This is a genomic window from Pseudomonas sp. ASL4 (genome assembly GCF_056680395.1).
Map to the genome: position 1 here is coordinate 2,067,822 of NZ_CM155280.1, position 15,289 is coordinate 2,083,110.

At 60.8% G+C, this 15,289-nt stretch carries 12 protein-coding genes; 6 read left to right on the plus strand and 6 right to left on the minus strand.

Annotation, left to right across the window (positions count from 1 at the left end):
* Positions 1-43 precede the first annotated feature (43 nt).
* From treC to tadA, 6 genes are all read left to right on the plus strand, one after another.
* The gene (gene treC, locus AC1MEW_RS09425) at positions 44-1,693 is read left to right on the plus strand and encodes an alpha,alpha-phosphotrehalase (RefSeq protein ID WP_480426156.1); all 1,650 of its coding nucleotides are present in this window, start codon (positions 44-46) and stop codon (positions 1,691-1,693) included.
* Between the two features lie 94 nt (positions 1,694-1,787).
* Positions 1,788-3,011: a maltoporin gene (locus tag AC1MEW_RS09430; protein WP_201256505.1), complete on the plus strand. Its 1,224-nt coding sequence runs from the start codon at positions 1,788-1,790 to the stop codon at positions 3,009-3,011.
* A gap of 70 nt (positions 3,012-3,081) precedes the next feature.
* Positions 3,082-5,610, plus strand: coding sequence for a phosphoenolpyruvate--protein phosphotransferase (gene ptsP / locus AC1MEW_RS09435; RefSeq protein WP_480426157.1), 2,529 nt, complete (start codon positions 3,082-3,084; stop codon positions 5,608-5,610).
* Between the two features lie 2 nt (positions 5,611-5,612).
* Positions 5,613-5,903 (plus strand): PTS sugar transporter subunit IIB, encoded by a 291-nt coding sequence (locus AC1MEW_RS09440; RefSeq protein ID WP_480426158.1) that lies wholly within the window; start codon positions 5,613-5,615, stop codon positions 5,901-5,903.
* Positions 5,904-6,206: 303 nt separating this feature from the next.
* Positions 6,207-7,583, plus strand: coding sequence for a multicopper oxidase family protein (locus AC1MEW_RS09445; RefSeq protein ID WP_201206417.1), 1,377 nt, complete (start codon positions 6,207-6,209; stop codon positions 7,581-7,583).
* Positions 7,583-8,080 (plus strand): tRNA adenosine(34) deaminase TadA, encoded by a 498-nt coding sequence (gene tadA, locus AC1MEW_RS09450; RefSeq protein ID WP_201206415.1) that lies wholly within the window; start codon positions 7,583-7,585, stop codon positions 8,078-8,080. Before AC1MEW_RS09445 ends, tadA begins: the two co-directional genes overlap by 1 nt.
* Before the next feature lie 136 nt (positions 8,081-8,216).
* On the opposite strand, the gene cmoB is transcribed toward tadA, so the two are convergent.
* From cmoB to AC1MEW_RS09480, 6 genes are all read right to left on the minus strand, one after another.
* Positions 8,217-9,173, minus strand: coding sequence for a tRNA 5-methoxyuridine(34)/uridine 5-oxyacetic acid(34) synthase CmoB (cmoB, locus tag AC1MEW_RS09455; RefSeq protein WP_201206413.1), 957 nt, complete (start codon positions 9,171-9,173; stop codon positions 8,217-8,219).
* On the minus strand, positions 9,170-9,913 hold the full coding sequence (gene cmoA, locus AC1MEW_RS09460) for a carboxy-S-adenosyl-L-methionine synthase CmoA (protein ID WP_054045323.1): 744 nt from the start codon (positions 9,911-9,913) through the stop codon (positions 9,170-9,172). Before cmoA ends, cmoB begins: the two co-directional genes overlap by 4 nt.
* 224 nt (positions 9,914-10,137) lie before the next feature.
* Entirely contained in the window at positions 10,138-10,773 is a 636-nt protein-coding gene (locus AC1MEW_RS09465; RefSeq protein WP_480426159.1) for a lysoplasmalogenase, read from the minus strand.
* A 2-nt stretch (positions 10,774-10,775) separates the two neighbouring features.
* Complete coding sequence (locus tag AC1MEW_RS09470) at positions 10,776-11,168, minus strand: protease inhibitor I42 family protein (protein ID WP_201206406.1); 393 nt, start codon at positions 11,166-11,168, stop codon at positions 10,776-10,778.
* Positions 11,169-11,371: 203 nt separating this feature from the next.
* The gene (lon, locus tag AC1MEW_RS09475) at positions 11,372-13,789 is read right to left on the minus strand and encodes an endopeptidase La (RefSeq protein WP_207200225.1); all 2,418 of its coding nucleotides are present in this window, start codon (positions 13,787-13,789) and stop codon (positions 11,372-11,374) included.
* 961 nt (positions 13,790-14,750) lie between these two features.
* Positions 14,751-15,116, minus strand: a complete 366-nt coding sequence (locus AC1MEW_RS09480) for a DUF6124 family protein (protein WP_322269549.1) — start codon at positions 15,114-15,116, stop codon at positions 14,751-14,753.
* Positions 15,117-15,289: the final 173 nt, after the last annotated feature.

The window sequence follows — 15,289 nt, forward strand, 5'->3', positions numbered from 1 at the left end:
GGCCATAACGGTCACCGCATCAACTTACTGAAGGAATAACGCCATGCAAGACTGGCAACGTTCGGTGATCTACCAGATCTACCCGAAGAGTTTTCATAGCCACGCCGGCAACCCAACGGGTGATTTGCTCGGCGTCGTGGCCAAGCTCGACTACCTGCACTGGCTGGGTGTCGATTGCCTGTGGATCACGCCGTTCCTGCGTTCACCGCAGCGCGACAACGGTTACGACATCAGCGATTACTACGCCATCGACCCGAGCTACGGGACTATGGCTGACTGCGAATTACTGATCGCCGAGGCCGGCAAGCGCGGGATCAAGTTGATGCTCGACATCGTGGTCAACCACACCTCGATCGAACACACCTGGTTCCAGCAGGCTCGTAGCAGCCTCGATAACCCGTACCGCGATTTCTACATCTGGCGCGACCAGCCGAACAACTGGGAATCCAAGTTCGGCGGTTCGGCCTGGGAGTACGAAGCCCAGACCGGCCAGTACTTCCTGCACCTGTTCGACCACACCCAGGCCGACCTGAATTGGGACAACCCGAAGGTGCGCGCCGAAGTCTTCAAGATGATGCGGTTCTGGCGCGACAAAGGCGTGGGTGGTTTCCGGCTGGACGTGATCAACCTGATCTCCAAACCGGCGGATTTCCCCGAGGACACCAGCGACGGTCGACGCTTCTACACCGACGGCCCGAACGTCCACAAGTACTTGCAGCAAATGCACCGCGAAGTGTTTGAAGGCCATGACCTGATCAACGTCGGCGAGATGTCCTCCACCAGTCTTGAGCATTGCATTCGCTACTCGCGACCAGAGTCGAAAGAGCTGTCGATGACCTTCAACTTCCATCACCTGAAGGTCGATTACCCGAACCTGCAAAAGTGGATTCGCGCCGACTTCGACTTCCTTGAACTCAAGCGCATCCTCTCGGACTGGCAGACCGGCATGCAGGCCGGTGGCGGCTGGAATGCGTTGTTCTGGTGTAACCACGATCAGCCGCGGGTGGTCTCGCGTTTTGGTGATGATGGCGAGCATCGGGTGGTCTCGGCGAAGATGCTTGGCACCGCGCTGCACTTCCTTCAGGGCACGCCGTTTGTGTACCAGGGCGAAGAGCTCGGCATGACCAATCCGGGCTTCGATCACATCGATCAGTACCGCGATGTCGAGACGCTGAACATCCATCGGCTTAAGCGCGAGGCCGGTGTGAGCGATGCCGACAACATGGCGGCGATCATGCAGAAGTCCCGGGACAACGGCCGCACACCGATGCACTGGAATGCCGAGCCGAACGCCGGTTTCAGTGCCGCCGAGCCGTGGATTGGCGTGCCGGCCAACGCCGCGCAGATCAACGTCGCCAGTCAACTCGACGACCCGGAATCGGTGCTGCATCACTACCGCCAGTTGATCGCTTTGCGTCGCAACGAAGCGTTGATGTCCGACGGCGTGTACCGGCAGCTGCTGTCCGAGCACAGGCAAATCTGGGCGTATGTCCGTGAAGGCCAGGGTGAGCGGTTGCTGGTGCTGAACAACTTTTACGGCACACCGTGTGAAGTTGAATTGCCGAATGACGTGATCAGCGAAGCGATGTCGCAACGGCTGGTGATCAGCAACTACCCGGACTGTCCGCCGCGTAATCGGCAGATGTTTCTGCGGCCCTTTGAGTCGTTTGTCCTGCACCTGACCGACCACTAAAAAACACGGTTTAAACAACACGCAGAACGCTGCGCGGGGGAGTTTTGCGCGCCGTTTTTTGCTGCAGCACACAATAAAAATAATGGGGTGGCTCTTGAAAACAACAATAAATCGCAGCCTTGTAGCAGCAGGCGTGTGCCTGGCTTTGCCTCTGTCGGCCCAGGCGCTGGAGTTCGCCGGTTACTTGCGTAGCGGCGTCGGGACCTCGGTCAACAGCGGCAAACAACAGTGTTTTCAACTGCCGGGCGCGCAGACCAAATACCGCTTGGGCAATGAATGCGAGCAGTACGCGGAACTGGAGTTGCGCCAGGATCTATACACCCTGGACGACGGCTCGGTGCTCAGCGTCGACGGCATGGCGTCGCTGTACAACCAGTACGACAAGGACCTGACTTTCAACGGTGACAACGGCTCGGTGCGCATGCCGCAGATGTACGCGCAGTGGTCGAACCTGCCGAGTCTCAACGGTGGTTCGCTATGGGCCGGGCGGCGTTATTACAAACGGAACGATATCCATATTTCTGACTTCTACTACTGGAACCAGAGCGCCACTGGCGGTGGTATTGAGGACGTGCAGATTGGCGATCTGAAATACAGCTACGCGCTTTCGCGTAAAGACAATCTGTACCAGAAGGACTACATCAACCGGCATGACTTCAACGTCGCCGGTTTCAAGACCAACCCCGGCGGCGAGCTGGAGTTCGGCCTGAGTTACATCGACAAACCCGACAGCCAAGACGCGCACCGTGGCTGGGCGATCACCACCCAGCATGTGCAGAAAGGCTTTCTTGGTGGCAAGAACAAACTGGCGTTCCAATACGGTGAAGGTCCCGGCACAGGGTTGGGCTATACCGGTAACGTGAAGCTCGACGACAGCAACAAAAGCTATCGCGTGGTGGAGTTCTTCGACTGGCAGGTGACACCGCGTTTTGGCGGGCAGATCGAGGCGGTGTATCAGAAAGACATTCGCCCGGACGGCGCCGATCAGAACTGGATGTCCCTTGGCGTGCGCCCGGCGTATGCAATCACCGAGCAGTTCAAACTGGTGACCGAATTGGGCCACGATCAGGTAGAAGCACCCGGCGGGACGCGCAAGTTGAGCAAGTTCACCTTTGCCCCGACGTGGTCGCCCAAAGGCCCGGATTTCTGGGCGCGCCCCGAGGTGCGTCTGTATTACACCTATGCAAGCTGGAACGAGGCGGCCAAACGGGCGGCCAATGAACTGGCGGCGGGCTCGGCGTTGTCCGACACCGGCGCCTTCGGCACGGCACTCCACGGTGCGAATGTCGGATTGCAGGTCGAGTATTGGTGGAAATAAACGCATAACCTCGGCAGCTCCTACAGGTATCGCAAGCGTCTTTTAAAAGAACAAAACAGCAGGTGACGTCATGGCCACACCCCAACATTTGCAACTGCTCGCGCCGCTGTCCGGCGTGCTGATGCCGCTGGACCAAGTGCCCGATCCGGTGTTCGCAAGCCGCGTGATCGGTGACGGTTTGTGCATCGACCCGACATCGAAAACCTTGTGCGCACCGCTGGCCGGGGTGATCAGTAATGTGCAGGCCAGTGGTCACGCGGTCAGCATCACCGATGACAACGGCGTGCAGGTGTTGATGCACATCGGCCTCGACACCGTGAACCTTGCGGGCAAGGGGTTCACCCGGTTGGTGGAGGAAGGTCAGCGGGTTGAAGCAGGGCAGGCACTGATCGAATTTGATGTCGATTACATCGCTTTGAATGCGCGCAGTTTGTTGACGCTGATGCTGGTGGTCAGCGGTGAACCGTTCACCTGGCTGGTGCCCGAAACGGGTCTGGTGGACAGCGGCCAACCGTTGCTGGGTTTGAACACGGCGGGGCAAACCATCGATGAGGTGCTGGCGGAGGAGGGCGAAGCCCTGTTCTCGAAACCAGTGACGCTGGCCAATCCGAACGGCTTGCACGCGCGTCCGGCGGCGGTGTTTGCCCAAGCGGCGAAAGGGTTTTCGGCAAGCATCTATCTGCATAAACAGCAGGACAGTGCCAACGCCAAATCCCTGGTGGCGATCATGGCGTTGCAAACGGCCCACGGTGACATCGTGCAAGTCAGCGCGGCGGGGGCGGATGCCGAGGCTGCGATCAAGGCGTTGGCCGAGTTACTGGTCGCAGGCTGTGGCGAAACCGTGACGGTGGTGGCGGCTGTGGACGCGGTCGAGGCCTCGACGCTGACGGTGCTGCGTGGGGTTTGTGCATCGGCGGGTTCGGCGTTTGGCCGGGTGGTGCAGATCGCCGGGCAGACGCTGGAAGTGAGCGAGTTTGGCAAGGGTGCGCAAGCTGAGCGTGAGCAACTGTCAGGAGCCTTGAGCGAGGCGTTGCGGGACTTGCAACAACTGCGTGACAACGCCACCAGTGACGCTCAGGCCGAAATATTCAAGGCGCACCAGGAACTGCTCGAAGATCCGAGTCTGCTGGATCAGGCCCAGTCGCTGATCACCGAAGGTAAAAGTGCCGGGTTCGCCTGGCGAGCGACTACCGAGGCGACGGCGGTTCAGTTTAAAAGTCTCGGCAGCCCATTGCTGGCTGAACGCGCGGCGGATCTGGCGGATGTCGGCCAACGGGTGCTCAAGCGCATCCTTGGCGTACAGGACCGCGCGATGGAATTGCCGGACGGGGCAATCCTGATCGCCGAACAATTGACCCCGTCCCAGACCGCCGGGCTCGATACCCACAAGGTGTTGGGGTTCGCCACGGTCGGCGGTGGCGCTACCAGCCACGTCGCGATTCTCGCTCGGGCCGCTGGCCTGCCGGCGATCTGCGGTTTGCCGGTTCAGGTGCTGGGGCTGGTCAATGGCACGCAAGTGTTGCTCGATGCCGACAAGGGTGAGTTGCACCTTGATCCGGATCTCGCCGCTATCGAACAGCTTCAAGCCAATCGTCAGCAACAACACAAACGCCATCAACACGAACTCGCGCAGGCCTCGCTCGCCGCGTGTACCCGCGACGGTCATCACATCGAGGTGACGGCCAACGTCGCCTCGCTGGCTGAAACCGAACAGGCCATGACCCTGGGCGGTGAGGGCGTCGGGCTGTTGCGTTCGGAGTTTCTGTATCTGGATCGCAACCACGCGCCGAGCCACGACGAACAAGCGTCCACCTACAGCGCCATCGCCCGCACTCTGGGGCCGACACGCAATCTGGTGGTGCGAACCCTGGATGTCGGCGGCGATAAACCGCTGGCCTATGTGCCGATGGACAGCGAAACCAATCCATTCCTCGGCATGCGCGGGATTCGCTTGTGCCTGGAGCGTCCGCAGCTGCTGCGCGACCAGTTCAAGGCGATCCTCAGCAGCGCCGGGTTAGCTCGTCTTCACATCATGTTGCCGATGGTCACGCAGCTCTCCGAATTGCGACTGGCCCGGCAAATGCTGGAGGAAGAGGCGCTGGCGTTGGGCCTCACGGAACTGCCGAAACTGGGGATCATGATCGAAGTACCCGCAGCGGCGTTGATGGCGGATCTGTTTGCGCCCGAGGTGGATTTCTTCTCCATCGGCACCAACGACCTGACCCAGTACACCTTGGCGATGGACCGCGATCACCCACGTCTGGCCAGTCAGGCCGACAGCTTTCACCCTTCGGTGCTGCGCTTGATCGCCGGCACGGTCAAAGCGGCGCATGCCCACGGTAAATGGGTCGGCGTGTGTGGTGCGCTGGCCTCGGAAACCCTGGCGACCCCGCTGTTGCTCGGGTTGGGGGTGGATGAATTGTCGGTGAGTGTGCCGCTGATTCCAGCGGTCAAAGCGGCGGTGCGCGAAGTTGATCTGGCGGATTGCCAGGCTATTGCCCAGCAAGTGCTGGGGCTGGAAAGCGCCGAGCAGGTGCGCGAGGCATTGCGGCTGTATCACGCGGCGACGGTCGATACTTCACTGGTTCTGGAGAACTGAGCATGTTCGAGAAAATGCAGCGGGCGTTCTGGAAAGCGTTGACCCCGGATCTGGTGGTGGATGAGCCCAAGCAGTTTGCTCAACCGGTATCGGGTTTGGCTGGGGATATCGTGGCCGCGTTGGGCGGGGTGGATAACCTCAAGTCGCAGCAGCCGGTGGCGCTGACGCGGGTACGGGTGGAGTTGCGGGATGTGGCGCGGATGGATCGGCAGGCTTTGAATTTGGCAGGTGTGCCGGGCGTCATGATGCTGAATGATGGAGTGGTGCACCTGATCACCGGCCTCCAAGCATAAACAAAACCCTGTGGCGAGGGAGCTTGCCTGTGGCGAGGGGGTTTGCCCCCGTTGGGTCGCGAAGCGGCCCCAAACCCTGCAATCGCATTGCATCAGGCACACTGTGTTGACTGGTTTTGCGACTGCTTCGCAGCCGAACGGGGGCGAGCCCCCTCGCCACAGGGCAAGCTCACCTCTCAACTGCCAGCCTGATCCCCTGTGTCCCATTGCCGCCCCACCCTTACTGTTTCTCAACCGCAGGTGTATCGTATTCGCCTTTTGCGGGCCCCAGGCCCGTCGCTGATACGTGAGGTAGTTGAGTTCATGTCCTTTACCCGTCGACAAATACTCGGTGGTCTGGCCGGTCTTGTGGTGGTTGGCGTGGGGGCCGGTGGCGCGTCGCGTTACTGGCTGGGGAAAATGGCCGACGCCGAGGCTGGCCACGACTATGAGCTGATCGCCGCGCCACTGGATGTCGAACTGGTGGCCGGTCACAAAACCGAGGCTTGGGCGTTCGGCCCGTCGGCGCCGGGCACCGAGTTGCGGGTGCGCCAGGGCGAATGGCTGCGGGTGCGCTTCATCAATCACCTGCCGGTCGCGACCACCATCCACTGGCACGGCATCCGTCTGCCGCTGGAAATGGATGGCGTGCCCTACGTCTCGCAGCTTCCAGTGTTGCCGGGCGAGTACTTCGACTACAAATTCCGCGTGCCGGACGCCGGCAGCTACTGGTATCACCCACACGTGAACAGCAGCGAAGAACTCGGTCGTGGCCTGGTCGGCCCGCTGATCATCGAGGAGCGCGAACCTACCGGTTTCAAGTACGAAAAAACCCTGAGCCTCAAGAGCTGGCACGTCGATGAAGAGGGCGCGTTCGTCGCGTTCAGTGTTCCGCGTGAAGCGGCGCGAGGCGGCACGGCCGGGCGGCTATCGACCATCAATGGCGTGCCGCTGCCGGTGATCGATTTGCCTGCCGGGCAAATCACTCGCGTGCGTTTGCTCAACCTCGACAACACCCTGACGTATCGCCTCAACATCCCTGGTGTCGAAGCGCAGATCTACGCGCTGGACGGCAACCCGATCGAACCACGGCCATTGGGCAAGGAATACTGGCTCGGCCCCGGCATGCGCATTTGCCTGGCGATCAAGGCACCGCCGGCCGGTGAAGAGCTATCCTTGCGCAACGGCCCGGTGCGCCTGGGCACGCTGCGTTCGGTGGCAAACACCGACGCACCGACCCAGTGGCCGCCCGCGCTGCCCGCCAACCCGGTGGCCGAGCCGGACCTGGCCAATGCCGAGAAACTCAACTTCAATTTCGAATGGGTGGGTTCGGTGTCGGTCAACGTCGACAACGGCAAGCCGCCAAGCCTGTGGCAGATCAATGGCAAGGCCTGGGACATCACCGACAAGACCTGCGCCGACCGGCCGATCGCCAAGCTCGAAAAGGGCAAGAGCTACATTTTTGAATTGAAAAACATGACCCAGTATCAGCACCCGGTTCACCTGCACGGCATGAGCTTCAAAGTGATTGCCTCGAACCGGCACAAGGTCATCCCGTACTTCACCGACACGTACCTGTTGGGCAAGAACGAGCGCGCGCAAGTGGCGCTGGTGGCAGATAACCCGGGGGTCTGGATGTTCCACTGCCATGTGATCGACCACATGGAAACCGGCCTGATGGCCGCCATCGAGGTGGCGTGATGCGCCAGATTCGTCCCGCTGCAATTATCGACCGCAGTCGCGACCGCGACTTCATGCGCGAAGCCCTGACCCTCGCTGCCCAAGGCGCAGCCCTCGGTGAAGTGCCGGTGGGCGCGGTGTTGGTGCAGGACGGGGAAATCATCGGTCGCGGCTTCAACTGCCCGATCAGCGGCAACGACCCCAGCGCCCACGCCGAAATGGTCGCGATTCGCGCCGCAGCGTTGGCCGCCAGCAACTATCGCCTGCCCGGCAGCACCCTCTACGTGACCCTGGAGCCGTGCAGCATGTGTGCCGGCCTGATCGTGCATTCGCGGATTGCGCGGGTGGTGTACGGCGCGCTGGAGCCCAAGGCCGGGATTGTGCAGAGTCAGGGGCAGTTTTTCACCCAGGGCTTTTTGAATCACCGGGTGCTGTTTGAAGGCGGGGTGTTGGCGGAGGAGTGTGGTGCGGTGCTCAGCGAATTCTTCAAGGCCCGAAGAGCCAAACCCGCAGACTGAACACTAATCAAAAATGTGGGAGCGGGCTTGCTCGCGAAGAGGGAGTGTCAGTTGGCATTAATGTCGCCTGATACACCGCTTTCGCGAGCAAGCCCGCTCCCACATTTGAATCTCCATTGGGTAGGGAGATCGGGGTTTATTTGCGGGCGACGATGACGGCACGCATCGGCGCCGGCAGTCCTTCAATCGTCTTGCTGTGGTCTTCGGGATCGAGGAAATCGCTCAGCGACTGAAACTTCATCCACTCTGTCCCACGCTGTTCATCAACGGTGGTCACGCTGACATCCACACAACGAACATCCGTGAACCCGGCTCGCCGCAGCCACAACTCCAGCGCCGGCACCGACGGCAGGAACCACACGTTACGCATCTGCGCATAACGGTCTTCCGGCACCAGCACTTGTTGCTGATCACCTTCGATCACCAGCGTCTCCAGCACCAGCTCGCCGCCCTTGACCAGGCAGTCCTTCAGCGCCAGCAAATGCTCGATTGGTGAGCGGCGGTGGTAGAACACACCCATGGAAAACACCGTGTCAAAGCCTTCCATGTTCGGCGGCAGGTCTTCGAAAGGAAACGGCAGGTGCCAGGCATTCGGCTCGGACAGGTAACGCTGCACGGCCTGGAACTGGCAGAAAAACAGCCAGTTCGGGTCGACGCCAATCACGCTGTCAGCGCCGGCGCCGAGCATGCGCCACATGTAGTAACCATTGCCGCAGCCGACATCGAGGATGCGTTTGCCCTTCAGGTCCAGGTGCGGGGCAACCCGCGACCATTTCCAGTCCGAGCGCCATTCGGTGTCGACGTGCACGCCGAACAGGTCGAACGGCCCCTTGCGCCATGGCGACAGGCCCATCAGCGCCGTACGCATCTGCGCGCGAGTTTCGTCGTCGCAATCGGTGTCCAGCGTCAGGCCATTGAGCAAATCAACTTTGCTCGGCTGGATCTTCGGCAAGGCGTCCAGCGCACTTTGCCAGCGCTCCAGGTCGCCGTGACCCTTCTCCATTTTCTTGTCGAGTTGCGCTTGCAGGGTGTTGGCCCAATCGGCCAGCGGGGTGCCGGCCAAACGGCGGGCAAGGGGGGACAGATCAATCATGGCAAGGCAATCAACGAGGCAAAGTTAAGACACTGGAACCACGGCACGACTTTCGAGAACCCAGCGGCCAACAGGCGTTCGCGGTGTTCTTCGAGGCTGTCGGGCTTCATGACGTTTTCGATGGCGCTGCGTTTCTGGGCAATTTCCAGTTCGCTGTAGCCGTTGGCGCGTTTGAACGCGACGTGCAGATCGGTGAGCAGCGCGTGTTCTTCCAGATCGTTGAAGCGCAGCTTCTCCGACAGAATCAGCGCGCCGCCCGGCAACAACGATTGGCGAATGCGCGAGAGCAACGCGGTGCGCTGCTCGGGGGCGATGAATTGCAGGGTGAAGTTCAGCGCCACCACCGAGGCTGGCTGGAACTCGAGGGCGAGGATGTCGCCCTCGATCACTTCCACCGGCAACAACTCCTGGAACATCGAGTCCTGACCGTTGAGGTACTCGCGGCAACGCTCGACCATCGCCGCCGAGTTATCCACAGCGATAACCCGGCAACCGTCGGTGCGTACGTGACGGCGCAGGGCCTGGGTCACGGCGCCCAGCGACGAACCGAGGTCGTAAAGCACGCTGTTGGGCTGGGCAAACTGCGCAGCGAGCACGCCGAGGTTTTCGACGATGGTCGGATAACCCGGCACCGAGCGCTTGATCATGTCCGGGAATACCCGCACCACGTCCTCGTTAAAGGCGAAGTCAGGCACCTGGGCCAAAGGCTGGGCGAAAAGGCGATCGGGTTCTTTGCTCACGGCGGTTCCAGCGGCGTAGGTGGAAAGGCCGGCATTTTAGCCAAATTGACGGGGGGATGCGCGGGTTGTCTGATAAACCGCCGGGCTTTAGGGTGCAGAACGCTGTTGTGGCGAGGGGGCTTGCCCCCGTTCGGCGGCGCAGCCGTCGTAAATCCGGTGATTGCGGTGAACCTGGAGGAGTGCAAGGGAGCGCTTCGCACTCCAACGGGGGCTCACCACAAGGTTCAGCGCGGTTTCGGGCCGAACGCCGACGCTGTAATTCCCCATTGCCCGACCCAGTAGCTGAGGATGATCACATAGGGTGCCGCCTCGAACGGCAGCACAAACCGGCTAATGCCAATCACGCTGTCGGAAAACACAAACGCCACGGCACCCGCCGCCGCCAGCAACGCCGAGCGCTTGGGCACGTCAGTGCCGAGCCGGGCCAGCGCCCGCCAAAGCATCGCGCTGATCGCCATACCGTAAACAATCACCGGCACCAGCAACGGCCCCAGCCCGTGGGAAATCAGAATCCCCAACAGCACTGCACCAACGACCAGCGCCAGGACCAACGGCAACATCGCCAACCGCCGACAATCGCTCAGGTACGCTTTCAAGTACGCCAGATGCGCCACCAAAAACGCCCCAAGGCCAAACACAAACAAATCCCCCGGCCACGCCAACAACACGTCACCGACCAGGGAGAAGATCAAACCGAGGCTGATCCAGCGCCGATACTCGGTGGGCGGCGCGTCGTGCAGCCATCCCAGCAAGGCCAACACCGGCAACGGTTTGACCAACAGGCAAAGCAGCGCGGCATGCACACTCAGCCCGTAGAGAAAGGTCACCGCACCCATCAGTGCCAGAATCAGCCAGCCCACGATCAGTTAACCGAGATCGCGCAATCGAAGGTTTTGACCGCCGGGACTTCCGGCGCCCACGGCTGCGAGTAGGTCAGGCGCAAACGGCCAGTACCGGCGGCGAAGGACTGGAAGCGCCAGGTCGACATCCCGGCGCTGCCGACAATCCCGGCATCTTCCGGGTTGCTATAAACCTCGGGGCTAAGTGCCCGCAACACGCCGCCGGCGGAATCCTGAATGGACCAGCGATAACCCGTGGTCGGGTTGCTCGGCAGAATCACGATCAGATTTTGCCCGTTGCTCAACTTGGCCGGGCATTCGCTTTGTTTTTCCACGGTCACGTTCTGTTTCGGTTGCGTGGCGCAGGCGGCCAGCAAAGAAAGGGCGAGGGGGACCAACAGGCGGGTGGGGGACATAAGATCAGCGGCTCCGGCATTCACGACGAACGGCGAGCATAACTGAAGATGCGACAAAGTGTGACGGTCAGGTCGGGGCGACCGAGAAGTTGGCGTCGTAAGTGCCGACGCCATCGCGAGCAGGCTCGCTCCCACAGTGGATTGCGATGATCCTGTGGGAGCGAGCCTGCTCGCGAATCGATGGTGCAAGCGCTAGAGAACTATCAGAACAATATCTTCGCCACATCCGCAAAGCGCTTGGCAAAGTGCACGGTAATCCCTTCCTTCAGGTACTCCGGCAATTCCTCAAAGCTGCCACGGTTCGGCTCTGGCAGGATGAGTTCGAAGATCTTCTGCCGCCGCGCCGCGATCACTTTCTCGCGCACCCCGCCAATCGGCAGTACATGCCCGGTCAGTGTCAGTTCACCGGTCATGGCGATGCCTTTTTTCGGTGCCTGGTTGCGCGCGAGGGAGAGCAGGGCGCTGGCCATGGTCACACCGGCGCTCGGACCGTCTTTCGGCGTAGCGCCTTCCGGTACGTGGAGGTGGACGAAGGCTTCGTCGAAGAACTTCGGATCACCGCCAAACGACTTCAGGTTGGAGCTGACGTAGCTGTAGGCGATTTCCGCCGACTCTTTCATCACGTCGCCCAGTTGCCCGGTAAGTTTGAAGCCACGGTTGAGCGTATGAATCCGCGTCGCTTCGATCGGCAGGGTCGCGCCACCCATGCTGGTCCAGGCCAAACCGGTGATGACACCGGTGCCGGACAGCACTTGCTCGTTGCGGAACACTGGATGGCCGAGTGAAGCTTCCAGGTCTTTCGGGCCGATCTTGATCACCGCTTGCGGCTCGTCGATCAGCTTGACCACAGCTTTGCGCACCAGTTTGCCGAGTTGTTTTTCCAACTGACGCACCCCGGCTTCACGGGCGTAACCGTCGATCAAGGCTTTCAAGGCACTGTCGCTGATGGCCAGGCTGGTTTTCGCCACGCCGGCCTTTTCCAATTGTTTTGGCCACAGGTGACGCTTGGCGATGGCGATTTTTTCTTCGGTGATGTAGCCCGACAGGCGAATCACTTCCATCCGGTCGAGCAACGGGCCGGGGATCGAGTCCAGGGTGTTGGCGGTGCAGACAAACAGCACTTTCGACAGGTCCAGGCGCAGGTCCAGGTAGTGGTCGAGGAATTCGACGTTCTGTTCCGGGTCGAGGGTTTCGAGTAGCGCCGAGGCCGGGTCGCCCTGGTAGCTCTGACCCATCTTGTCGATCTCGTCGAGCATGATCACCGGGTTCATCACTTCGACGTCTTTCAACGCCTGCACCAGTTTGCCCGGCTGCGCGCCGATGTAGGTGCGTCGATGGCCCTTGATCTCTGCTTCGTCGCGCATGCCGCCGAGGCTGAAGCGATAGAACGGCCGGCCAAGGGATTCAGCGATGGATTTGCCAACGCTGGTCTTGCCCACGCCCGGCGGGCCGACCAGCAGCACGATGGAACCGCTGATCTCGCCTTTATAAGCACCGACCGCGAGGAACTCGAGGATCCGGTCCTTGATGTCGTCGAGGCCAGCGTGGTGTTTGTCCAGCACCTTGCGCGCGTGCTTGAGGTCGAGCTTGTCCTCGCCATACACGCCCCACGGCACGGCCGTCGCCCAGTCGAGGTAGTTGCGAGTGACCGCGTACTCCGGCGAACCGGTCTCGAGGATCGACAGCTTGTTCATTTCCTCTTCGATGCGTTTCTGCGCCTGAGGTGGCAGGACTTTGCCTTCCAGGCGTTGCTCGAACTGCTCGATGTCGGCGCTGCGATCATCCTTGGTCAGGCCCAGCTCTTGCTGGATGACCTTGAGCTGTTCCTTGAGGAAGAACTCGCGCTGATGCTCGCCGATCTTGCGGTTCACTTCGGCGGAGATTTCTTTTTGCAGGCGCGCAACTTCGACTTCCTTGCGCAGCATCGGCAGGACTTTTTCCATGCGCTTGAGCATCGGCACGCAGTCGAGCACTTCTTGCAGTTCGCCGCCGGTAGCGGACGTGAGCGCGGCGGCGAAGTCGGTCAGTGGCGACGGATCGTTGGGGCTGAAGCGGTTGAGGTAGTTCTTCAGTTCTTCGCTGTACAGCGGGTTGAGCGGCAGCAATTCCTTGATCGCGTTGATCAGCGCCATGCCGTAGGCCTTGACCTCGTCGGTCGGCTCGGTGGGCTGGTGCGGGTATTCGACTTCCACCAGGTACGGCGGGCGATGGTGTTTGAGCCAGGTTTTGATCCGTACCCGGGTCAGGCCCTGGGCGACGAATTGCAGTTTGCCGTTTTCACGACTGGCGTGGTGCACCTTGACCAGGGTGCCGTACTCCGGCAGTGCCTTGGTGTCGAAATGGCGCGGATCTTCCTGGGGCGTGTCCATGTAGAACAGGGCCAGGGAGTGGTGATCGGATTTGCTCACCAGGTCCAGGGTTTCAGCCCACGGTTCTTCATTGACGATGACCGGCAGCACTTGGGCCGGGAAGAACGGGCGGTTGTGGATCGGGATGATGTAAACCTTGTCCGGCAGGTTCTGGCCAGGCAGGGCGAGGCCTTTGCCGGTGGAGTGGTGTTCGATTTGGTCTGTTTCGGCGTATTCGCTCGGGTCTTCAGGGAATTCTTGCTGGTCGCTCATGGGGCACCTGCGCAATGGGGTATGGGTCTTAGATGGGGCAGGTGGGGGGTGGTTTCAATGGGGATGGATATTTCAAGGTGTGTGTTCAGGTTTTTGACAGGTCTTTTGGACTTGGCGGCCTTAGGGCCGACCATGTTCTTGGTGGTGGTGTGTATATCCATTTTTGCGGTAACGGCGGCTGGCGGTTTCGCCCTTACGGCGAGGCACTTTTTTCAAACGCCAAAAAAGTACCCAAAAAGGCTCGCCCCGGCGTCCGGCCCCTCGCCTAGGCTCGGCGTGCCTTCGTTCCGGTATTCATCTGGGGGCATCGCCTACGGTCGGCTTCGCTTCGACCTCCTCTCGATGTGTGCAGCTTCGCCGCACGGCGCTACGCGCCCACCCCCCAGATGAACACCTCCACTCAGCCTCCCGAAGGGGCGGGTAGAGCAAGATCAAGAGCAGGCGAGCTAACGCTCGGCCTAATGAGTGGTGAGGAGCGGGCGGTGTACGCAGCTCCTGCTTTTGATTTTGTGGGAGCTGGCTTGCCTGCGAAGGCGGCCTGCCAGCCGACCCATTTCTCCCGGTTGTACTGGGTTCAATTGTGGGAGCTGGCTTGCCTGCGAAGGCGGCCTGACAGCCGACCCATTTCTCCCGGTTGTACTGGGTCCAATTGTGGGAGCGAGGCTTGCCCGCGAAGGCGGCCTGACAGCCGACCCATTTCTCCCGGTTGTACTGGGTCCAATTGTGGGAGCTGGCTTGCCTGCGAAGGCGGCCTGACAGCCGACCCATATCTTTCGGATGCACTCAGTCCAATTGTGGGCGCGAGGCTTGCCCGCGAAGGCGGCCTGACAGCCGACCTATCCCTCCCGGATGTCCTCGGTCAAATTGTGGGAGTGAGCCTGCTCGCGATGGCGCAATGTCAGTCGATATCATTGTTGGATGTCAGGCAGTCATTGCGAGCAGGCTCGCTCCCACAGGGGGGTTAGCTGTGTGGCGAAGGTTTTTGTATATCGACGTTATCCAGCATCCGGTTTACCGCCAGTTCGGCCAGCATGATGAGCTGCTGAAGCCCCATCGCGGTGTGTCGGTGCGGGCCTTCCAGATGCCCGGCAAAATTGCTGGCCATGATGCTTGCCGAGGCCAGTGACTCGCAGGCGTGGGCTAACAGGTATTCGTCAGCAGTATCTGGCGTGACGGCGAACATCGTGCTGGGTTTGCGGGCGGCGGGGGCTTTCAGGGCGGAGGGGTTGAGGTAGAAATTGAGCGCGCGGTCGGCGGCTTCTTTTAGTTTTTTTGCGTCGAGGGCAGTGCTTTCGGTTTCAGGGGGATTCGGGGTTGCTTTGAACATGGTGAAACTCCATTCAAGAATATGAAGTTCGCCAGTACTGCGACCAAACAGTAGGGTGGCGAACCGTACGCAGGTTGGTCGACCAGGGAATGGAAACCCGGCAGGGCCGAAGCCCTCCCACGCACAGCTCGCCATTAAGCATGCGAAAAAGTGCGCCATTCTAAACCCGGGCG